Source organism: Extensimonas perlucida (assembly GCF_007655255.1).
GTDB classification, from domain to species: Bacteria; Pseudomonadota; Gammaproteobacteria; order Burkholderiales; family Burkholderiaceae_C; genus Extensimonas; species Extensimonas perlucida.
Map to the genome: position 1 here is coordinate 77,475 of NZ_VMYE01000008.1, position 21,046 is coordinate 98,520.

21 protein-coding genes and 1 pseudogene are annotated in these 21,046 nt (G+C 62.5%); 4 read left to right on the forward strand and 18 right to left on the reverse strand.

Annotated features, from left to right (window positions below; translation table 11 throughout):
• Positions 1-4: 4 nt before the first annotated feature.
• The 8 genes from FK527_RS09035 to FK527_RS09070 all read right to left on the reverse strand — a co-directional run bounded on the left by FK527_RS09035 (position 5) and on the right by FK527_RS09070 (position 6,024).
• On the reverse strand, positions 5-877 hold the full coding sequence (locus FK527_RS09035; protein WP_144728469.1) for an ATP-binding protein: 873 nt from the start codon (positions 875-877) through the stop codon (positions 5-7).
• Complete coding sequence (locus FK527_RS09040; RefSeq protein ID WP_144728467.1) at positions 877-1,410, reverse strand: hypothetical protein; 534 nt, start codon at positions 1,408-1,410, stop codon at positions 877-879. The genes FK527_RS09035 and FK527_RS09040 overlap by 1 nt, the downstream gene beginning before the upstream one ends.
• Positions 1,403-2,401 (reverse strand): ParB/RepB/Spo0J family partition protein, encoded by a 999-nt coding sequence (locus FK527_RS09045; protein WP_144728465.1) that lies wholly within the window; start codon positions 2,399-2,401, stop codon positions 1,403-1,405. Before FK527_RS09045 ends, FK527_RS09040 begins: the two co-directional genes overlap by 8 nt.
• Positions 2,401-2,979, reverse strand: coding sequence for a fumarate hydratase (locus FK527_RS09050; RefSeq protein WP_144728463.1), 579 nt, complete (start codon positions 2,977-2,979; stop codon positions 2,401-2,403). The genes FK527_RS09045 and FK527_RS09050 overlap by 1 nt, the downstream gene beginning before the upstream one ends.
• Entirely contained in the window at positions 2,976-3,188 is a 213-nt protein-coding gene (locus tag FK527_RS09055; RefSeq protein WP_144728461.1) for a helix-turn-helix transcriptional regulator, read from the reverse strand. Before FK527_RS09055 ends, FK527_RS09050 begins: the two co-directional genes overlap by 4 nt.
• 342 nt (positions 3,189-3,530) lie before the next feature.
• Positions 3,531-3,824 carry a DUF2188 domain-containing protein gene (locus FK527_RS09060; RefSeq protein WP_425460387.1) on the reverse strand — a complete coding sequence of 98 codons (294 nt, stop codon included), beginning with the start codon at positions 3,822-3,824 and terminating at the stop codon, positions 3,531-3,533.
• Positions 3,821-4,780, reverse strand: coding sequence for a hypothetical protein (locus FK527_RS09065; RefSeq protein ID WP_144728459.1), 960 nt, complete (start codon positions 4,778-4,780; stop codon positions 3,821-3,823). Before FK527_RS09065 ends, FK527_RS09060 begins: the two co-directional genes overlap by 4 nt.
• Positions 4,777-6,024 carry a hypothetical protein gene (locus FK527_RS09070; RefSeq protein WP_144728457.1) on the reverse strand — a complete coding sequence of 416 codons (1,248 nt, stop codon included), beginning with the start codon at positions 6,022-6,024 and terminating at the stop codon, positions 4,777-4,779. Before FK527_RS09070 ends, FK527_RS09065 begins: the two co-directional genes overlap by 4 nt.
• A gap of 249 nt (positions 6,025-6,273) precedes the next feature.
• On the opposite strand from FK527_RS09070, the gene FK527_RS09075 reads away from it, so the two are divergent.
• Together FK527_RS09075 and FK527_RS09080 are read left to right on the forward strand one after the other, a co-directional pair.
• Positions 6,274-6,597, forward strand: coding sequence for a helix-turn-helix domain-containing protein (locus FK527_RS09075; protein WP_144728455.1), 324 nt, complete (start codon positions 6,274-6,276; stop codon positions 6,595-6,597).
• A complete protein-coding gene (locus tag FK527_RS09080; RefSeq protein WP_144728453.1) occupies positions 6,594-7,511 on the forward strand; it encodes an ImmA/IrrE family metallo-endopeptidase in 918 nt (305 codons plus the stop codon). Before FK527_RS09075 ends, FK527_RS09080 begins: the two co-directional genes overlap by 4 nt.
• Position 7,512: 1 nt before the next feature.
• Here FK527_RS09080 and FK527_RS09085 read toward each other — a convergent pair whose 3' ends face one another.
• The 10 genes from FK527_RS09085 to FK527_RS09125 form a co-directional block, all read right to left on the reverse strand.
• Positions 7,513-8,007, reverse strand: coding sequence for a hypothetical protein (locus tag FK527_RS09085; RefSeq protein WP_144728451.1), 495 nt, complete (start codon positions 8,005-8,007; stop codon positions 7,513-7,515).
• A gap of 17 nt (positions 8,008-8,024) precedes the next feature.
• Positions 8,025-8,225 carry a hypothetical protein gene (locus tag FK527_RS09090; protein WP_144728449.1) on the reverse strand — a complete coding sequence of 67 codons (201 nt, stop codon included), beginning with the start codon at positions 8,223-8,225 and terminating at the stop codon, positions 8,025-8,027.
• Positions 8,226-8,270: 45 nt separating this feature from the next.
• Positions 8,271-9,080 (reverse strand): class I SAM-dependent methyltransferase, encoded by an 810-nt coding sequence (locus FK527_RS09095; protein ID WP_144728447.1) that lies wholly within the window; start codon positions 9,078-9,080, stop codon positions 8,271-8,273.
• A gap of 19 nt (positions 9,081-9,099) precedes the next feature.
• On the reverse strand, positions 9,100-9,480 hold the full coding sequence (locus tag FK527_RS17545; protein ID WP_246072735.1) for a hypothetical protein: 381 nt from the start codon (positions 9,478-9,480) through the stop codon (positions 9,100-9,102).
• Positions 9,477-9,944, reverse strand: a complete 468-nt coding sequence (locus tag FK527_RS17550) for an FkbM family methyltransferase (RefSeq protein WP_246072736.1) — start codon at positions 9,942-9,944, stop codon at positions 9,477-9,479. The genes FK527_RS17545 and FK527_RS17550 overlap by 4 nt, the downstream gene beginning before the upstream one ends.
• Positions 9,941-11,110, reverse strand: a complete 1,170-nt coding sequence (locus FK527_RS09105) for a nucleotide sugar dehydrogenase (RefSeq protein ID WP_144732632.1) — start codon at positions 11,108-11,110, stop codon at positions 9,941-9,943. The genes FK527_RS17550 and FK527_RS09105 overlap by 4 nt, the downstream gene beginning before the upstream one ends.
• Positions 11,110-12,078 (reverse strand): UDP-glucuronic acid decarboxylase family protein, encoded by a 969-nt coding sequence (locus FK527_RS09110; RefSeq protein ID WP_144732496.1) that lies wholly within the window; start codon positions 12,076-12,078, stop codon positions 11,110-11,112. Before FK527_RS09110 ends, FK527_RS09105 begins: the two co-directional genes overlap by 1 nt.
• Positions 12,075-14,861: an O-linked N-acetylglucosamine transferase family protein gene (locus FK527_RS09115; protein WP_144732499.1), complete on the reverse strand. Its 2,787-nt coding sequence runs from the start codon at positions 14,859-14,861 to the stop codon at positions 12,075-12,077. Before FK527_RS09115 ends, FK527_RS09110 begins: the two co-directional genes overlap by 4 nt.
• Positions 14,862-14,935: 74 nt before the next feature.
• Positions 14,936-17,428 (reverse strand): DUF4214 domain-containing protein, encoded by a 2,493-nt coding sequence (locus FK527_RS09120; RefSeq protein ID WP_144732501.1) that lies wholly within the window; start codon positions 17,426-17,428, stop codon positions 14,936-14,938.
• 239 nt (positions 17,429-17,667) lie between these two features.
• Complete coding sequence (locus tag FK527_RS09125) at positions 17,668-19,014, reverse strand: FecR family protein (RefSeq protein WP_186298416.1); 1,347 nt, start codon at positions 19,012-19,014, stop codon at positions 17,668-17,670.
• Here FK527_RS09125 and FK527_RS09130 point away from each other — a divergent pair.
• Together FK527_RS09130 and FK527_RS17785 are read left to right on the forward strand one after the other, a co-directional pair.
• The gene (locus tag FK527_RS09130; protein ID WP_186298417.1) at positions 19,013-20,335 is read left to right on the forward strand and encodes a tetratricopeptide repeat protein; all 1,323 of its coding nucleotides are present in this window, start codon (positions 19,013-19,015) and stop codon (positions 20,333-20,335) included. The two genes, FK527_RS09125 and FK527_RS09130, sit on opposite strands and share 2 nt — an antisense overlap.
• A 157-nt stretch (positions 20,336-20,492) precedes the next feature.
• Positions 20,493-20,876 (forward strand): annotated as a pseudogene (locus tag FK527_RS17785) (ABC transporter ATP-binding protein); the annotation flags it as partial.
• Positions 20,877-21,046: the final 170 nt, after the last annotated feature.

Here is a 21,046-nt window from a genome sequence, read left to right on the forward strand (position 1 = left end):
CGGATTACTCCTGGGATGCGTGGGATTCGTTGAGAGAAGGCAATGCGGTGGTCAGGGGCGCAGACGCCGTTCGCGCCGCGCTCTGCGCCTGGGCGCACTTGGCAATCAGCTGACCGAGATGCGGGGGCTCGACGAGATCGAGGCGGCCGGAGCGGTCCTTGGCGGGCAGGCCCCAGGGATTGACCGTGTGGCAGACAAAGGCCCGGTAAGCCTCGCCCTCGTCGGTCTTGAGCTCAGCCAAGGTGATGACCTCATCGACGATGCCGGGCAGCTGCAGACTGGTCTTGGCGCCGTCGATCTGCGGCGCGAACACCTTGCGGTTGAAGTCGTCGGTGACCTCGTCGAGGATCGCCACGAAGACGACGTGCTTGCCCCGGGCGTGCTGCAGATGGGTCAAGGCTCCGATCATTTCGCTACCAAGCAAGCCGTAGGCACCACGCAGGTCCGCCTTGCCGGTGCGATCCGAGAAGGCCGCCGGCTGGCTCTTGGCCCAGGTCAGGCACAGGCGTGAAAGCACCGTGATCGAGTCGACAAAGTAGGTGTCGTACTTGCCCAGTTGCTCCGGGCTGCCGTACTGCTGGCAGACATGGTCGAAGTGCGCCTGCGAGAACGGCGCCTCGGCCGGCAGTGCCGGGTTGGGGCCGGCGAGGAACACCGCCAGATCCCGGAACTCGGGCCAGGTCTTGGGGCGCACACAGTCGCCGCGCCAATCCTTGACCGACAGATCGCCGGCTTCCAGATCGACGAACAGGGTGCTCGCTTCGGGCAGCGTCTTGAGCTGGGTGGTCTTGCCCAGACCACTCTTGCCCAGCAGGACGAGCTTGACGCCGTGGCGTTCGGCCAGGCGCTGATCGGCGGAGATGATCGGGAATGCCATCACGCCACCTCCGTCATCAACAGATCGGCCGACGAGAGCGTGGCCAAGAGCGGGCTGTCATCCGTGGCACCGGCAGCAAGCGCCAGGTCACGCAGCTCCTTGAGCGCCCGGTGGCGACGAGTGTCCGCACTGATCTGGGCACCCAGAAGTGCCAGATGCGCATCGACGTCGGCCAAGGTGGCTTGGGCGAGCGGCTTGTAGATGACGCCCTCGTCATCCACCGACTCCAGTTCCACACCCGGTGGCGGCACGCTGATGGCTGGCGGCAGATGCGCCTGCAGGGCATCGGGTATGCCCGGTAGCGTGATCTGGGTGCGCTCGTTTTTGCTGGGGCGGCGCTTCAATTCACGTCGGGCGATGTCGGTCAGGGCGTCCTCGGCCAGACGGGCGCCAATGCTCTGCACATCGCTCGGGTGCAGGGCGCAGACGACACGGGCAACCTCACGCGGGCGGGCATGGCCGATGACTTCGAAGGCGTTGCTGATTTCTGCGCGCACGGCTTCGCGCAGCAGGCTCATGACGGGATCACGCATGGCGAGCTCCTTTCCAGGCTTGGTCGAAACGGGTGATGAGGGGGACGGCCTGCGCGAGCCAGGCCGAGAGGTTCTGGTGCTGGTAATGCGGCACGCAGTCGATGAGCGACTCCGGGTCGGTGTCGATACGGCACAGCGACTCCAGCCCTTCGCGCAGCGCCAGCCACCGTTCGGTGGCAAGGGCGGACTCGGGGGAGACTTCCGGGCCGTGGTAGCGACCATCGGAGCCGAGCACCAGCGTGCGGTTTTGCTGGGCGATGCGTTTGGCTTCAGACGGGGTGGGCAGCGGCGGTTCTTCGGCCTTGATGACCTCGACCACGGCGCACTGCTCGATGCCGGAGAGGTGCTGGTCGGCGGCGACCTGATCGAAGATCTTCACGGCCGAGGGACCGCAAACGCCAGCCTCCTTGATGCGCGCTTTCACCTCGCGGGCGATGGCGCGGATCTCCTCGGGCGTTTTGGTGAGGGCTGCGCGCTGGGTGTCGGCGGGCAAACGAGAGAGCTCGGCCGCTGCTGAGACTGAAATTTCGCCACCCTTGACTGCGGCCTGTAGCTCGTCAATGCCATGATCGAGCACTGCCCGTGCGTGCTGCACAGTACGTCGAGAGACCTTGAGGTGCTGAGCCGCCTCGTCCTGGGTAAATGCGCAAATTTGCGCATTTGCATCAGGCCTGCCATGAGGCAGTGTGGCCAAACGCGCTGCAATGATGGCGCGCTGCCCTTCACTCAGATGCCGACGATGCAGATTGAGCGAAACGACCAGACCGAAGGGGTCGCCGTCGTCGGCGCTGACCTGACGCACCAGGGGGTCCAGTCCCAGTTGCTCGCAAGCGCGCAGGCGGTGGCGACCGTCGATGACCTGGCCATCCAGAACGAGGATCGGTTCGCGCTGGCCGTGTGCGGCGATGTCCGCCACCAGGGCTGCGAAGGCCGCCTCATCCATGACCGGGAAGAGCTCGGCGGCTGGATGCAGGGGAAAGGCAGTGGTCATCACTTACCCTCCCCAGTCGTGTCCAGGCGGCGCAGCACGAACTTCGGTGCCTTCGGCGTGACTGTGCGCAGGGCCTCGAACGGTGCCCGCAAGGTCTGCGGCCAGGCCTTGAACTTGGCCTCGCTGACGCTGTACTTGATCTCGACGTATTCGCGCGGATCGCCGCCGGTGGCTTCGATCTTGGCGACCAGTTCGGTCAGGCCCTTGGGCTCCCACTTCACGTCCTTGCCGATCTCGACGGTGATGTCGAAGTCGCCGTCGAAGATGTGGGTGGTGCCGGTGTCCTGGTCTTTGGCCAGCAGTTGGGCTTTGGCTGCATCGGCGTAGCGCAGCTCCAGGCCGGCCTGCACCAGGTTGGACAGGGTGGCCAGTTCGGACTTGGCCTCGCTGATGAAGCGCTGCAGGGCAGCGACGTTCTCCAGCGGCAGGTCGCGGATGACCTGGGCGGAGAGGTCGAGGTAAGGGATCGGCAGATGGACGCCGGAGGTCTCCAGCGCGGCTGCCAGGGGGGTGGGCAAAGGGGTAGGCAAACCGGTGGGCAGATTCGTGCCTACCCCGGCATTCAGGCGTGCGCTCATGCCACACCTCCTGCGCTGACGCGCTCGGTCGTGCTCTTGTGCAGGTTCTGCGCTTCGAAGGCCTCGACGTCCTCCAGGCGGTAGGCGATGCGGCCTTGCAGTTTCAGGAAGATCGGGCCAATGCCCTCGGTGCGCCAGCGCTCCAGGCTGGCTTCGCTCACGCCCCAGCGCTCGGCCAGCTGGCGTTGATTCAGGTGCTTGATGCTCACGTTTTGGCTCCTGTTGTCATGTGCAAAATTGCAGGGCCATGGTCCCAACCAGGGGGTGGGCAAACCGGTGGGCAAAGTGGACGGAAAGGGTGGGCAGATTTGGTAAATAGGGGGTTCGCCACCGCCCAGACGCAAAAAAGCCCGTCAGGCCGATGCCGGACGGGCGGGTCAATGAGAAGCCGATGGATTCAGGGGATTGGTAGCGGTTGAGCCGGGAGTAAGGGTGACAAGCGGCGCCTCAGGGATGCCACGAGGGGGTGGGCAAAGGGGTGGGCAAGTTGCCCACAGACGTAAAAAAGCCCGGAGGGTCAGTCCGGGCTCGTGGGGTGGTGCTGTTAGCGATCAGCCTTTGGGTGGGTGGGGGTCGTTGCCGTAGCTGTTGCGCTCACGGATACGCCCATCCTCGCCATGGATCAGGACTTCGCTTTTCTGATTGATGGCGATCTCGCGTGCGGCGCGCTCGGCCTCGGCTTGCGTGCGGTGATGTGAGGTGTCTCGGCTGTTGCCTGCGCCGCGCACAGCCCAGGCATCATCTCGGGGTACAACGTGTTGGTTCTTTCCGGCCATGGCATGGTCCTTTTCAAAGTTCGGGGTTAAAAACAACAGATTCAATCGGCTCTCTTGGCGTTGGCTCACCCCCTTTCCAGAATCAGAAACTCCGGGCGCAGCCAGAAGTGGCCCTTGTCGTCGGATTGCACGAAGGTGTCGAACACCGCCTTGTGGCGTTTCTTGATGTCGGCATAGCGGAAGGTTTCCGAGATGCCCAGGGCCTGCGCGATCCCCCGCTTGTGCACCTCGTCGCCATCGGCGTCTTCGAGGACCTTGAGGAAGCCATACACCTGCGGCGAGAGCTTGTGCTCTGCGCCGCCGATCAGCACGACGCGCCGGGTGTGCAGCAGTCGCAGTGAGGTTTCATCGTTGGTCACGGGCGGCGCCAGGCCATCGAAATACCCGTCAAGCGGCTCCAGCGTGAGATGCCCCTTGCGCAGCTGGGCCACCGCGCGCAGGGGAATCACGCGGCAGTCGGCCAGGGGCGAGGCCCTGAGCAGCGCCGCCTCGGTGGTGGTGATCACCGCCTCGGCGCCAGGTGCAGCCAACTCGGCCAGTTTGGCGCGTGCCTGCACAGGGGCGCTGTCCAGCCGGCAGCCGAAGAAGAAACTGCGCCGGTGGCGGCGAATCTCCAGCTCCCCCAGGTGCCAGAGCACGCCCGGGATGAGTTCGGCAAGGGGGTGACGACCTCGCAATCCCAAGGCCTGGTGCAACCAATCCGCCACCTTGCCCGGATGGGCCTGCCACAGCCGTACCTGCGCCTTGGGCAGTTCCACCTCCCCGCACTCAAAGCACAGCGCCCGGTAGCGTCCAGAGGCACCGGCCAGCGGTTGCGGTTGCACCCGGTGCTCGCGGCAATCCGGGCACAGCACCTCGGGCACCACCTCTACAGCCAGGCTCAACGCCTCGCAGTCGCGCAGACGCTGGTACAGCACAGCGCGTCCGCCCAGCCCCACCCCATCCGGCAACAGCTGCTGGCCGGGCGTCTCCAGCAAGGCGCAGAGTTCAGCCAGTGCGGGTGCGTTGATCGGGCCTTCGCTCACAGCATCTCGCTGTCGGTCACGGCCTCATCGGCTGCCACCGGCGTGGGTGGGTCTTGCATCACGCCCAGGGCACGCAGCAGGGCTTCTGCCAGGTGGACGTCGGCCTCTTCCATCTCGCGCAAATTGGCCATGCCAGTCGGCTTGACGCGGATGTGCAGCACCCGGTGCTGCTTGGCGCCGTCGGCAGGCTCGAAGTAGAGGCTGACCACCGCATCGAGGATGTCGAAGCCCTGGCTCATGAGCACATCGGTCTTTTTGGCGCGCACGCACGCCAGTGCGTCGGGGCTGTCCTTGTCGCCGGGCGGTTTGATGATGAAGTCGCAGGCTGGCGGCTGGATTGCACTTACCCGGCATTCAGACAGCCGCGCCATGACCACCCCATAGTCGCGCAGGTCCAGACCGCTGTGCTCATCGGGCCACACGCCCTGGCGCAGGCGGTTGAGCAGGAACATCGGCTGTGGCACGGCGATGGGCACAATGGGCTTGCGGAATACGTACTGACCCAGTGGCGCCAGCAGTTTCTTGCGCGCCGAGTTACCGCCAGGCACCAATAGGTCGATGACACCGTTGGCCGGATACAGGATCGCCGTCATCGACAGGGGTGGGCGCACATCGCGCCAGATGGTGCAATCATCCGGGCCGAACTCCAGGCTGCGCTGCAGGTTGTCCTCGATGCGGATGTCCAGCTGCACACCGCCATCGAGGTGGCGCGTCAGCACATCGATCTCGCAGGCACGCGGACGGCCCTTCTTCGGCGTGAAGGCCAGGGCGAGCGTTTTGCGCAGGCCATCGATGTCCTCGGGCTGACAATGCAGCACCTGCGCCGGTGGCAGGTAGAGCCGGCGCCAGCTTCGGCCACCCACTTGTGCATTAGCACGCAGGAAGGCCTCGGCGATATCGAAGCGCTGGGGCCAGTTGGCCAGTGCCCACAAGGCACGCTCGGCGTCACTGGCGTGGTGCTCGAAGTCCTCGAGCATCGCATCGCCCAACGGCACGGCGTTGCTCAGTGCCTGGATGCCACGCTGATTCGCCAGCGCCTTGACCCGGCGCAGCTCGGCATAGAGGGGGCTCTGCTGGGATTCTGGGAGCGCCTCCAGCGCTTGCAGAATCGGCTTGTGCAGGGACTCGGCCTCTTGCGCCCAGTCAGCCCCCTCGGGCAGTGCCATGCCCCGGGCCTGGAAGTAGAACTGCCAGCTGCGCGGCGGCACCTGGCGGATGAGGTCTCGGTAATTGAATGCGGCCATGGTGTGTGCTGTCTCCTCAAAAAACATGGCCTCGTGTGTCCGATTGTTCCCTGGCGCACCCTGGCCGAATCCCGTGGCCGGTAGAGTCACCACACTCTGCCGACCCACTTCGTTCGATATATTCGTTCGATACACCGAACTTGATCAGGATTGTTTCTGATGCCTGATGGGTTTGTCAAGCAGGTGCGTATTCGTTCGGTGCAGTGGTATATTCTTAGGCTTTGTGCAAACCGACAACAGGAGACTGCGGTGCCTTCCCCCCTGGGTGACAAGCTGCGCGCATTGCGCCAGCAAAAGAAACTGAGCCTTGAGCAACTGGCCGAGCTCACCGATTCCAGCAAGAGCTATATCTGGGAACTGGAGAACCGCGACGATCCCAACCCGTCGGCCGACAAGATCAGCAAGCTCGCAGCGGCGCTGGATGTGACCACCGAGTTCCTGCTCAGCCACACCACCGCCTCCCCGGATGCCGAGGTCGTCGATGAGGCGTTCTTCCGCAAGTACAAGGCGATGCCCGAGAGCACCAAAAAGCAGATCCGCAAGATACTGGACGCCTGGGACGACGACGAATGACCGACCAGAAGCGCCCCAAGGCCGAGGCCAACGACATCTCGAAGCTGCTCAACCAGGTCTTCGGCACGGATCGCTTCCCAGTGCCGGTCGAGGACGTTGCGCTGGAGTACAGCCAGCAGCGATTCCGCGATGCGCCGATTGCCAAGGTCCAAGGCGAAGATCTGGACAGTTTCGACGGGATGCTGGCCGCCAACAAAAAGCGCGACAAGTGGATGATCCTCTACAACAGCGCCGTGAGCTCCGAGGGCCGCAAGCGCTTCACGGTCGCCCACGAGTTCGGTCACTACCTGCTGCATCGGCACCAGCAGGAGGAGTTCGCCTGCGGCGCTGGTGACATCGAGACCAGTGGCGAGGGCAAAGGCAGCCGGGACATCGAGAAGGAAGCTGACGACTTCGCCACCACCTTGCTGATGCCGCTGGATGATTTCCGGCGACAGGTGGATGGCGAGACCGTGAGCTTTGACCTGCTGGGGCATTGTGCCGACCGGTATGGGGTGTCGCTCACGGCTGCCGCGATCCGCTGGCTGGAGATTGCGCCCAAGCGTGCCGTGCTGGTGGCCAGCCGCGATGACCATATGCTGTGGGCGTCATCGAACGAGGCGGCATTCAAGTCCGGTGCCTTCTTTGCGACGCGCAAGAACACCATCGAACTGCCCCGGTCAGCGCTGGCGCACAGCCGAAATTGCACTGGCAGACCGCAGTCGCACAATACCCGGGCAAAGGTCTGGTTTCCGCGAGAGCCGGCCGAGATGCCGATCACCGAGATGACCAAGGTGGCCGGCAACTACGGCTACACGCTGACCTTGCTGGTGATGCCGGAGGCGGAGAAGCGCTGGCGGCGGCGGGATGAGGACGAGGAGCCGGTGGAGGATAGCTACGACCGGTTTATCTCGCGGGGGCAGAAGCCTTATTGAATTAGGAGGTAGCGGCCGGTTGTAGGTTCTTGAGCCATTGCGCCATCAGCCACTTCACATAGCGAACACTTTTCTCGCCTTGGGGCTGGCCGCTACGCCAACGTGCCCGAAGAATTCGGCTACGCAAGTAGATACGCTCAACCCATTCAGCCTCCGACTTCAACTGCGACGACCACTCGCGGTAGGAGCCGTCAGCTTTATCTCTCACATCAGGACAGGTGCCATCAAAAAAGAGCCTGATCGGTACGAAGGAGTCCTCAAGCTTTGAAAAGGCGGAAAAATCCATTTCTTCAGCGATGCACTTGGCCAAAGCTGCCGAATCTTCCGCCTTGCCGTCCAGCACTTCTGCAATCAACGCTTGGTTGAAACGGATCTCGCGAAAAACGGCTTCCCGTATAGCTTGGCGCGAATGCTGAAACTCTGCCGAACTCTGGATTTTTTCCGCGCCCTTCTTAACCAGCCATTCTGTAACCGGGCCAATCACCAAATCGATCATTCCTGTTTCCTTTCGCCTCACCCCACCAACAGCACATTCACCCCCGCCATGCCGGCATCCGGCACGCCCACCACGGTGATCACGATCTCTTCTTCGTCCGGCTTGCCCACATGCAGGTAGGCGTCGTCGCCCAGCGGCAACCAGCCGATGGACTCGGCTTCGATGGCGGCGAGTTCGGTCAGTTCGATCTGCAGGTCAAGCAACAGCGCCTCGCTCATACAGGCAACATCCTCTCAGCGAAGTTGCTCAATGCACCCGGCCCATCAAACTCGTACCGCATAAATCTCCATCTGCGCCTTGTAGCGATGAGGGACCGAGAAGTCCGCAATGTCGAACCCACATTCCTTGAGCAAAGCTACGAGACGCTGTCTGCTGAAGTTGTGGTGGTGCTCGATTTCTATCCAGTAAGGATTGGCCTTGGCCGCGTCCATGACTTTCCAGCTTGAACAAGTCAGGTCCGGCAAGCTGATCACGATAACGCCACCCGGGCGCAGCAACTGTGCCGCCTTGCGCAGGGCATCGCGCGGATAGGGAATGTGTTCGAGCACATCCATCATCGACAGCACATCCAGCTGGCCTTCGAACTTCATCTTCATGAAGTCACCCTGTTCAGCACGGAAACCCAGCTGCCGTATCCGGCTGACGGTCTCCTGTCTTGCATCCAGCCCAACCGCTGCAAAACCATAGTCTGCCGCGGTCATGGTCAGCGTCCCATCGCCACAGCCGACATCCACCCACACGGGCGACGATCCCGCAAAGCACACTTGGTAGCCGCCCAACGCGCGTATCACCTTTTCGACCACCGGAACCCAGGTGGCTCGTTTCGCATCGGGGCTGGCTGTGCCACCCGCAAGCTGGTTGGCGTGCGCGTTGCGAAACACTTCTGCTAAGCCTGCTTCGCTCCAGTAGTGCCGGGTATGCACATGGTTGCAGGCGCTGCAGCGCATCCATTCGAGCGTATCCGGCAGTGCTGAATGCCAGAGTCCGTGCTTGGTGCAATTGGCCGCACCCAGCAAAGTCGATTCGGAACCACAGAGCGGGCAGCCTTCGTAGGCAATCTGGAGGGCGTTCATGCCTGCCCTCCAGGGTTCGTTACTTCTGCGCCAAGCTCGTCAAATACGCTTGCTGCGAACCCAGCGCCAACGCCCCGCGCTGCTCCAGCAACATCACGCATCGCAAGGTGAGGTCGATGGACCGGTAGCAGTGGTGGGCAATCAGCGCGAGATGCTTCAACTGTTCGTCGCTCATGGCGTCGGGTCGCGAGAAATCCCGCACGTACACGAGGTCGGCTTCCAGCAGCTGATTCAGCGCCTGGCGCGGATTGTTGTTGATCACGCAGGGAGCAATCGGCCACTTTTTGATGGCCGCGAAGCAGTGCGGCACGAAGCCCTGACTGCGCAGCTCGACATCGATGTCGCCCAAGGTGGGTTGCCCTTTGTACAAGGGCATGAACGACACCTCGGTCTGGATCACCACGGTCTGGGCAAGCTTCCCCCCCCCCCCCCGGATTTGAAGACGGCGAGCTCGCCACCTTGAATGTCGATTTTCAGGAAATCGAGGTGTTCGATTTCATCAATCTCATTCAAACAACGTGTTTCCAGTTCAACTTGGCGAATGACCTCTCCAGCCTTCTTGAAGAGTGGAAAAACATCAGCTGTAGCCGGCTCCGGCTCAAAAAAACTAGTCATCCCTGAAGCATGGCAGATGTTCAAGGTATGAACGCCGCCATCACCCACCGCATAAGGAAGATAGCACTCATTTGGCCCTTTCCTACGCAGGAGTTCAGCGAGCGCTGCCTCTTGCGGTTCAAAGCCTGTCACATTGCACAGGCCAGCTTGTAGCATCGACTTATACGGTGGGTCACCATCAATCGGATTTGCTCCAATATCCACCACAGCCGTTAGTCTCTCCGGCTTGAGTATTTCCAGCAAAGTCATGCATCGCCCCCGAACAAATCCCGCGTATAAACCTTCCCCGCCACATCCTCCAGCGCCGGCGTGCGGCGGTTGGCAATGATCACATCCGCTTCGCGCTTGAACGCTTCCAGGTCATTCACCACCCGCGAGCGATAAAACTCCGCCTCGGTCAGCACCGGCTCGTACACGATGACTTCAATGCCTTTGGCCTTGATGCGCTTCATGATGCCCTGGATGCTCGACGCCCTGAAGTTGTCCGAACCCGCCTTCATGATCAGCCGATACACGCCGACCACCTTCGGACTGCGGCGGATGATTTCCTCCGCGATGAAATCCTTGCGCGTAGTGTTGGACTCGACGATGGCATGGATCAGGTTTTGGGGGATGTCGCTGTAATTGGCACGAAGCTGTTTGGTGTCCTTGGGCAGGCAATAGCCACCGTAACCAAAGGAAGGATTGTTGTAATGGTTGCCGATGCGCGGGTCGAGGCAGACGCCATCGATGATCTGGCGCGTATCCAGCCCATGGCTGGCGGCGTAGGTGTCGAGTTCGTTGAAGTAGGCCACCCGCATGGCCAGGTAGGTGTTGGCGAACAGTTTGATCGCCTCGGCCTCCGTGCTACCGGTAAACAGAGTTGGGATATCCTGCTTAACAGCGCCCTGCTTCAGAAGATTGGCAAAAGTTTCGGCCCGGGCTGATTGCTCACCCACGATGATGCGTGAAGGGTGCAGGTTGTCATACAGCGCCCGCCCCTCACGCAAGAATTCCGGCGAGAAGATCAGATTCTGTGTGCCCAGGGCCTGGCGGGTGCGTTCGGTGTAGCCTACCGGGATGGTTGATTTGATCACCATCACCGCCTGCGGGTTGATGGCCATCACGTCCCGGATCACCGCTTCGATGGATCGGGTGTTGAAATAATTGGTCTCCGGGTCGTAGTCCGTCGGCGTGGCGATGATGACGAAATCCGCCCCCGCATAGGCATCCTCCACATCCAGCGTCGCCCGGAAGTTGAGCCGCCCACTCTGCAAAAAGTGGCGGATGTCTTCATCCTCAATGGGCGACTCGCCTCGATTCAGCATCTCTACCTTGGTGGCAAGCAAATCAAGTGCCACGACTTCATTGTGCTGGGCAAGCAAGACGCCGTTGGACAGGCCGACGTAGCCTGTCCCTGCAATAGCGATCTTCATCATGCCTCCCGCAGCAAGGTTTGGAAGTAGGCGATGGTTTCCTTCAGGCCATCTTCCAGACGCACCTTGGGTTGCCAATCCAGGGCCGATTTCGCCAGGGTGATATCCGGCTGACGCTGTTTCGGGTCATCCTGGGGCAAGGGCATGAATTCCAGCTTCGATGTCGAGCCAGTCAGGCGCAACACCTGCTCAGCCAGTTCCAGCATCGTGAACTCGCCAGGGTTGCCGATATTGACCGGCCCGGTGAAATCGGCGGGCGAATCCATCAGGCGCAACATGCCATCGATCAGGTCATCCACGTAGCAGAAAGAACGGGTCTGGCTGCCGTCGCCATAAATGGTGATCGGCTCTCCCTTGATGGCTTGCACGATGAAATTGCTCACCACCCGGCCATCGTTGGGGTGCATGCGCGGCCCATAGGTGTTGAAGATCCGCATCACCTTGATTTCAAGCTGGTGCTGGCGCCAGTAGTCGAAGAACAAGGTTTCGGCACAGCGCTTGCCTTCGTCGTAGCAAGCGCGCGGGCCTACGGTATTCACTCGTCCCCAGTACCCCTCCGGCTGCGGATGCACTTCCGGGTCGCCATACACCTCGCTGGTAGAGGCCTGCAGAATACGAGCCTTCAGGCGCTTGGCCAGCCCCAGCATGTTGATGGCGCCATGCACGCTGGTTTTGGTGGTCTGCACCGGGTCGCGCTGATAGTGGATCGGGCTGGCCGGACAGGCCAGGTTGAAGATGCGGTCTACCTCCACATAGAGCGGAAAGGTCACGTCGTGGCGCATCAGCTCGAACCGCTTGTGATCCATCAGATGCGCCACGTTGCGCTTGCTGCCGGTGAAGAAGTTGTCCACACACAGCACATCTTCGCCGCGCTCGATCAGGCGGTCACACAGGTGGCTGCCCAAAAAACCTGCGCCGCCGGTCACCAGCACCTTGTATTCACCGGGTTTGATCGGCAATCCGCTCATTTACGTTTCTCCTTGGTGGCAATCAACACCATGCCGCATTCGACATCCGGATCAGGCAGTGCCTGGGCAATCCGGAACTGCTTGGCCTGCAGCAGCTTGGCGAGCCTGATCATGCTGAAGAGATGCTGCCGCTCGACCTCTTGCCACAAGGTGCTTGGCTGATCCTTTTCATTGATGCGCCACAGTGCGCTGGCGACATTGGCAAAGCGCAGCACCAGCGCACCACCGGGCGCCAGCAGACTGATGGCGCGGTCGATGTACATCTCGGGATACGGCTCCTTTTCCAGGCAGCCCAGCAGGGAAATCACGTCGGCCGTGCCGTTGATGTTCAGCCCGAGAAAATCCACCCGGGCCACCACCCCGCCCACGGTCTTCAGCAGCGCCTCATCCGCCTCTTGGCGCACGATGCCCGTCATCGCAAACCCATATTCCAGCGCCACGGCATAAGTCCATGGGGTGTCCGCATACACATCCACCCACTTGGCCGGCTCCTTGCGCTCCAGCAGCCCCTGCATGCCGCCCAGCTCGGCCACCACCGCACGGACGGTTTCGGCCGCGCGCCCTCGTGCCAGCGCCCGTTCGCTAGAAAAGTCCAGCGTGCGCGCAGGCAAGGCAGCGCGCCCCTCCTGGTTCCAGTAGTAGCGGGAGAACACATGCTGGCAGGCCTTGCACTGCACCCAGTAGGCCTTGTCCAGCCCACCGACCGCCTCGGCCCATTGCACTTCGCGGACCACGTCGGCCTTGTCGTGCTGGCAAAGGGGGCACTGGTTTTGTGGCAACTGCAGGACATTCTCACCCTTGCGCAGGGCTTCGAGGTCCGAACGGTTGTTATTGACCGCAGTATGCTTGGTAGGCAGGGCCGTCATGAACGGTTCGGTGCGCCGTGGCAGCGGCGGCACGTCGATGTGATCGGGTGCCAGCCCCTCCCGCCCGCGCTCGGCCATCAAGGCATAGGCCGCTTCCAGGTGGCGGGTGATGCGCTCGGTGTCGAACAAGGGCGCAATGAAACGGTTGTGCCGGATCTTTGCTTTCAGGGCTGCCAGACGCTCGGGGTCTTGGGCGATCTCGATGGCCAGGCGGGCCATGCCGGGCAGATCATCGGCGATCAGCTCGGGCATGTCGCAGGCGCGCAGCAGACTGGCGGCCACCCGTGAAGCAAAGTGCGTCCCCGGTGCGGTCACCACCGGGATGCCCGCCCACAGGCAATCCGACGTGATGGTGTGGCCGTTATACACCCGAGTGTCCAGGCACATGTCGGCCAGTTGCAGACGGGCCAGATGCAGCGGTGGCACCATCTTGTCGGCGAACACGATGCGCTCGGCCGCCACGCCCTGGGCTTCAGCCGCCTTGCGCAGGTTGCGCCCGGCCACTTCACCCGGATCGAGAATCCACATGACGCTGCCCGGCACCTCGCGCAGCACGCTCATCCAGGTCTCAAACGTGATGCGGTCAATCTTGTAGGGCTGGTTGAAGGTGCAGAACACAATACCGTTTTCCGGCAACCCGAACTCGCTGCGGGTCATCGGGTTGTTGGCAATGATGCGTTCGTTGTCGTTGCACTGATAGCTTTCGGGCAGACGACACAGCTTTTCGGTGTAGTGGGGTTTGCTGCTGTCGGGGGTAACCACCGGATCGGCAATCACATAATCAAGGCAATCCATCCCGCTTTGGCCCGGGAAGCCCAGATAGGTGACCTGAATCGGCGCCGGCCGCATGGCGAAGATGGGGAGCCGGTTCTTTTCGGTAAAGCCCTGCAGGTCGATCAGGATGTCGATCTGGTCGGCGTAGATACGCTCAGCTGCCTCAATATCGGTCATCTTGCGGATGTCGACCAGATGCTCGACCGAGGTTTCGAAGCGCTTGCGGAAATAGCTGGTGTCGTGCTGGGCATGGTCGTAGGCGAACACCTCGACCTTGCTGCGGTCATGGTGGGCAAACACGCCACCCATCAGGTGCAGGATGGCGTGGTTGTGGAAGTCGGCCGACACATAACCGATGCGCAGCCGCTCGCCCCAGCGGTGCTTGCTATGGTCAAAGGGCTTGTCGCGCAGCTTGACGCCTTCGAGCGAGCGGCGGGCGCCGCCCTTGCACATCTGCAGGTTCCAGGCCTCGTTCATGCACCAGGAAACATGCACCAGATGCATTTCAAAGGTTTCTTCACCCCGACCGGTGGCGTAGATTTCCCGCTGCAGTCGTTCGATCAAATCATCGACCAGCGCCCACTCGCAGCCGTGCTGCGCCGCCTGCAGCACCACCGAAAGGGTGCGCCAGTCATCCGGTGCCAGTTCCAGCGCCTTCATGAAAGCCGCCAGCGCCTCGTCCTGCAAGCCTGACTTGCGGAAGACGTAACCGGCGTTGATGAAGTGGCTGGCCTGGGTGGAGTTCTTGACCAGCCAGCGCGCATGGGGCATCGCTGCGGTCACCTGGTTCATCTCGTAGAGCAGCACGCACAGGTTGTTCTGCGTATCGAGCTGGTTCTCGTTGAGTGCGAGCGAGCGCCGATAGGCATCCACCGCCGCGCCCTGCTGCTTGAGCATCTGGTATTGCATGCCGGCATGGGCCCAGCCCACGGCGCCATAGGCCCCACCCAGTTCGCCCGCGCGTTTGTAGGCGCGGGCCGCGCCTTCGCGGTTCCCCACCCGTTTGAGCGCATCGGCCTTGAGGATGTGCAGGCGGGCATCCTGAGGATGCTTGGGCAGCAGCTTGTCCACCCCCTTCACCGCCAGCTCCGGCTTGCCCGCACCAATCAGCGCGGCCAGTTTCTGCAAATCGTTGTCATTCATGGGTCATCTGGATTTCTTAAAAAAAAAGGCCCCTTGCGGGGCCTTTTTGACATCTGGCCTAGAACCCGGAGGGCTTAGGCGAAGATGAAGTTGTCAACTGTGAAGGTGGTTGCAGAGCCAATGAAGGCAACTTCAATCTGACCATCGAACTCGTCGCTGGTAATAAGCGCGCTACCGGACGAATAGGCGATATCAAGCTGACTGATGCTGGTGATACCCAGCGCTGCCACATTGAGCAGATCACCACCCAGGCCAGCGGTGAAGTCAGTGATATCGACAGAAGCCTTCAGATCGCTAGCGAACACGATAGTGTCAGACTTGTCGGTCAGCGTCAGAGTGACGAAGTCCGTCGTGGGAGCTGCCGTACCATAGGTATCAGCAACGGCAGAACCATCGCCCAGCTTGATGGTCAGCTTGTTCTTCTGAACACCGGTGGCAGCATCCAGATCGAGCACAGCAGAGCCGTTGAAGCCACTCAGGTCGATCGTGGTCAGCGCATCCAGGTTGGAGTCCGTCGTGGCGGTACCAAAGGTGGCGCCAGACAGATTCAGAATCAGCGTGTCGATGCTGGTGGAGACCGTCGCATCGTACTCACCGCCGGTGAAGGACAGCGTGACAACCTTGGAAGCGATGATGTCAGCCAGGGAAACGGTCGCATTGACAGCACCCGTGCCATCGGTCGAGGTGTCGTTGATATCGAACACCAGGCTGGTCGCGTTGGACAGAGTCAGAGCACCTTGAACACTAGCGCCAGTAGCGTCTGCGTCAGTGAACTTCAAAGTTGCAGAACCAGCGTTGTCGAGCGACAGGCCACCCAGCACGTCTGCATCGGTACCAACAACTTCAATGGTGGCATTGCTGGCCAGGCCCTTGATGGTCAGAGCACCCGTTGCAGACGCGGTGAAGCCCTTCTCGAACACCACAGTGTTCATGCCTTCGCCGGTCAGGTCCAGGGTTGCAGCAGTACCTGCCAGAGCAACTGTCGTACCAAAACTCAGCTCTTCGAAGCCGGACACGTTGCCGAACTTCATGGCGGTCACGTTAGCGGCATTGTTCACATCAGCAACAGACAGGGTGTCCACGCCATCACCGCCCACGATGCTGACATTGGTGACAGAGGTCGGCAGCAGCGCTTGGCCGATGGAAACGGTGTCGTCGCCGGCACCCATGTTGACTGCGACGGTACCCGTGACGCTGGTACGGGCATCAATGTCGAGACTATCGTCACCGGCACCGAAGTTGGCGGTCAGTTGCGCCGTACCGGTGTTGCCCAGCTGAACAGTCAGACCGGCCGAAGCAGCGGTTGCGTTGATCGTCAGAGCAGCGGTTCCGCCCGTCGAACCCAGCGCAATGCCACCCAAGTCGATCGCGCCATCGCCCGTGAAGGTTGCCGTCGTGACAGCTGCCATGGTCATGGCGCCCGTTGCGAAGGCCAGATCGGCCGTCGCATTGATCGTCAGCGCGGTGGCATCAGTCAGCACATCACCAACCAAGGTGATGTTTTCAGAGGCGACGCCCTGGGCATTCACGGTCAGGCTCTTGAATGCAGCGGTAGTGTAAGTACCCAGATCGATGGAAACACCAGTGTCGCCCGCTGCGCCATTCAGCACAACAACCTGATCGATAGCCGAGTTGGCCGCCACATCGGCGTAATTGGCGGTGAAGGTGACATTTGCAGCGTTTTCCACGCCGATAGTCAGCGCACGGGAGATACCGGTCACATCCAGGTCGCCCAGCGCATCTTTCATCCACAGCTGCTGAACACCCGTCATGGTGTTTGCAACCGTAGCAGCCGCAACGGGGGTGAGATAGACATTCTCGATGCTGGTCATCGCGAAGTTAGCAACGGTGCCGCCAACACTCGCGTTCAGCGTATCCGTACCCCCGCCACCGTTCAAATTGTCACCCAAAGTGAGGGAGTACGAGGTGCCAGTTGCACCCGCAGCGCCCAGCAGCGGAGCGTCGAAGGTGTCGTTGCCGGTCGTACCGGTCAGGATGTCCTGATTTGCAGTGAGCGTGAACGTCTGCCCCGGCAGCCCCCCCCCCGACACCACCGACTGCACCACCGCATCGAGCGCACCCGTGGTCGTGGCAGTTGCCAGAGAAGCCGCATCCGTCACGTTTGCGAGCCAAGCCTTGGCGATGGCATTTGCATTGTCACCGCTGTAGGCCAGGATTTCAGGCGTGGTGTCGAGCTGGCTGGTGAAAGACGTTGCTGCCGTGACGCGGTTGGCGATCACCTCGATGTCAGAGCCCTGCGCGCCGTTGGCCAGAGCCAGCGCCAGATTGGCCACGGTGACGGCGCCCCTGTCCAGCTCCAGCGTCCAGTAGCTCAGGCCCGGAGCGTCGGCAGCACGGCTGAACAGGTTCTGATAGACCATCGAAACCTTTTGGCTGTTGGTCAGGCCATTGAATGCCGCGGCGTACTCGGCCGACTGGGCAAAAGTGGCATACAGGTTGTCGATCGAACCCGGGTACTGGGACCAGTAATTCAGCCCGGCAACATCTGCCGGGCGGCTGAAGAAGGTGACGTACGCTTGTTGAATTTGCGCAGTGGTAAGAGCCATTGTAAATACTCCAGAGAAGGTTGGTTTGGCTGTCCGTGGATACGAAGACCCAAAAACAACCGCCTTAGCACGTATGCTGGCGACGATTTTTATCGGCAGCAATGCGTGTCAGTGTGACACGAATCACATTATTGCATATAGGCTGCCGCGAGCAGCCAAGCCCACACTGTGCCGCACGCAAGCCGGGCAGCTGTGGCTTTTTTGCCGCGCGCCGCGGCAGGCAGCGGGCCGGGAGCGGCTCACCGCGTGCTCCAGAAGGTGACACCGCTGGCGTTGCGCAGTGCGTCCAGCCGACTTTGGAAGACATAGCCGGCCTGTAGCGCAGAGGCTGCGCCGGCGGGCTGGCCCACCAGGCCCTGCACCACCATGCTGTTGCCCATGAACTGGCTGGGGTTGCTGAAGCTGCCCTGGGCATCGAGCGCGCCCTGCGCGTGCAGCACCTGGCGTTCGCCCCCCTGGACAAGGTCGAAGCTGGTGGTGAAGCTGCGCTGTGCAAACTGGATGGTGAGCTGCCCGTTTTCGAGTGCCGCGGGGGTGGCGCGCCCGCCGGCTTGGACCTGTGCCTGGTAGCCTTTGAGTTGGAAGCTGGCGGCGGCCTGCTGGGGCATGACCCAGGGCGCGTCGTGGCTGCGCAGCACGGCGAAGTGGCTGCTCAAAGCGCCGAGTTTGCCCTGCTGCATGGCGGTGGCAAGGTCCATGTTGACGGGCTGGTCGGCAATGGGCTGCCAGCGCCCCCACAGAATGGCGGGCGGCACGGCCGGGGCCGGGGCAAGGCCGCTGCGCTGCACGTCGTCGAGGTTGGACATTTTGAGCGGCGCCAGGCTGGTGTCGGGCGCTGCGCCAGTGGTGGGGGCAAGCGTTTTGCTGGGCTCGTCGGGCCGCGGCGGGTTGAGCGTGTCTGGCGCCAGGGGGGCGCCGCGCAGCAGTTGGGGCGCCACGCTGTCGCGCGAGACTTGCAGCATGTAGCCCGCCTGTTGCGCGAGCAACTGCTGGCGCGACGGGTTTTGGCAGGGGCCCAAGCCTTCGGCCTGGCAGCCTTCGCCAAAGCCGCTGACGATGACCCCGCCGCTGCTGACGGCGACGCGCGTAAGGCTGGGGGTGGTGAAGACGGTGAAGTCGGTGCCGAGCACGCCGATGGCGGCGACGGGGGTGTTGAAGCGGTAGTTTTGCCGCGCCGCAGGCACGGCCCGGCCGGAGATGCTGCGCGCCACGCCCTGCTCAAGCTCGAATTTGAACTGGCTTTGCGCGGGGTGGGCGGCATCGATGCGATAAGCGGGCACGCGCGCTGCACTGTTGGGGCGCAGGATGAAAAAGCCTTGGTCTGCCGTCTGGATATACAGGTAGCCGTTGGCGCCGGTGCGCAGGCGCTGCCCTTCGAGCACGGGGGTGCCGGCCTGCACGGGCTGGCCTTCGAGGCTGGCTTCGCCTACGACCTGCACGATTTTGCCGATTTCAGCGGGCGCCTGGCTGGCGGGCTGAGCGAGCACCGACTGCGCGCACAGCGCCGCCAAGCCCAACACGGCCAGCGGACGCGGCCAGCGCAGCGGGTGAGCGGTAGGGGCAGCGATAATTGCTTGGATGTCCATGCGAGCCATTTTATGCAAGTGGGGGGGCGGCGGCAATCGATGGACTCGATGGGCTGCTGCGCTGTTGCTGGGCTGGGGCCTAGCGACGCCGGCTGCACCGGCGATGGCGCAGGCGCAGGCGCAGGCATGGGTGCTTTCCGCCGAAGAGGCGGAGCAGTTGTACCTGCGCGCACTGCAGGCGATGGCAGAAAATGACTTGCCCACCGCGCAGGACTTGCTGCAGCGGTTGATGGCGGGCCGGCCGGACCACGCCGGGGCCTGGCTGGATCTGGCGGTGCTGTATTGCCACTTGGGCGACGGCCGCCGTGCCAATGCCTTGTGGGATGAGGTGGAGGCGCGCTTTGCGCCGCCGCGCCCGATCCGCGAGTTGATCAGCCTGCAGCGTGCGCAAGGTTGTGCGCCCCCGGTGGCGCAGCCGGGCTGGCTGGCGCAGCTGCAGGGGGCACGAGGGCACTCGTCAAACGTGAACCAGGGGGTGCGCGACTTGCATGTGGGCCTGAACGGCCCGGCAGGACCGGTGCTGCTGCAGCTACTGCCGCAGTATGCGCCGCGGGGCGATGGGTTTACGCAACTGAGCGCAAGTGTGCGTGCGCCTGTGGCGGACACGAAGCTGGAGTATTTTGCCCAGTGGCAGGGGCGCTGGCACGATGCGCAGCACTCTTTTGATGTGCAGGACGTGGCGCTGGGCCTGACCCGGCACTGGAGCCTGGCAGGGTGGCAGGGGCGCTGGCAACTGGGCTGGGGCACGACGACGCTGGGCGGCGCGGTGTACCAGCGCTACTGGCAGGGGCAGGCCTGGGCCACGCCGCCCTGGCAGCCGCCGGCACCCTGGCGCTGGAATCTGTCTGGGGGCCTGACCCGCTTGAACTACCCTGCCCTGCCCGGTTTCGATGCCCGGCAATGGGATGCGCGCCTGCATCTGGAGCATGCCAGTGCCCTGCAGCGGCTGGAGGCTTATGCAAGTGCGGCGCAGGACCTGGGCCGCGCGCAGCGCCCGGGGGGCGACCGTGATGGCTGGGGGCTGGGGCTGGACTGGCAACGCCAGCTGGGCACGGCCTGGGGGCAACTGGTGGTGGCGCGTGCCGGGCTGGACTGGATGCAGTGGCGCAGCCGCGCACCTTATGCGCCGGGGTTCATCGACGTGCGCCGGGTGCAGCGCACGTGGACGGGGACGGCGGCATTGGTGTTGCCGGTGCAAGACGATGCGGCCTGGGTGCTGGAGTTGCGCCAGGTGCGCAACGACGAGAACATCGGTTTGTTTGCCTACGATGTGCGCACCCTGCAGATCAGTTATCAAAAACGCTGGGGGAAGCGTCCTTGATAATGCCGGGTTTGGCATTCGTGGTTGGGCTCTCATGGGCAGTATCGTCGTTCAAGGCCTGGGCAAGGCTTACAGGCAGTATGCAAGCAAGTGGGCCCGGCTGGCCGAGTGGGTGTGGCCTGGGGGCGGTGCCCGCCATAGCCTGCACTGGGTGTTGCGTGATGTTTCCTTTTCGGTGCATGCCGGTGAGGCGGTGGCGATTGTGGGCATGAATGGTGCCGGTAAGAGCACGCTGCTGAAGTTGATCACCGGCACCTCGCAGCCCACGACGGGGCAGATACAAGTGCAGGGCAAGGTGGCGGCGTTGCTGGAGCTGGGTATGGGGTTTCACCCGGATTTCACAGGCCGGCAAAATGCCCTGATGGCGGGGCAACTGCTTGGCATGGCCACGGAGGAGCTGCTGGCCCTGATGCCGGACATCGAGGCTTTCGCCGAGATTGGCGAATACATGGACTTGCCGGTACGGGTGTATTCGAGCGGCATGCAGATGCGGCTGGCGTTTTCGGTGGCGACCTGCATGCGGCCCGACATTCTGATCGTGGACGAGGCGTTGTCGGTGGGGGATGCGTATTTTCAGCACAAGAGTTTTGAGCGCATACGCGAGTATGGCCGCCAGGGCACGACGCTGCTGATCGTGAGCCATGACCGCAGCGCAATCCAGGCGATCTGCAGTCGCGCGCTGTTGCTGGCCCAGGGCCAGGTGGTGCGTGA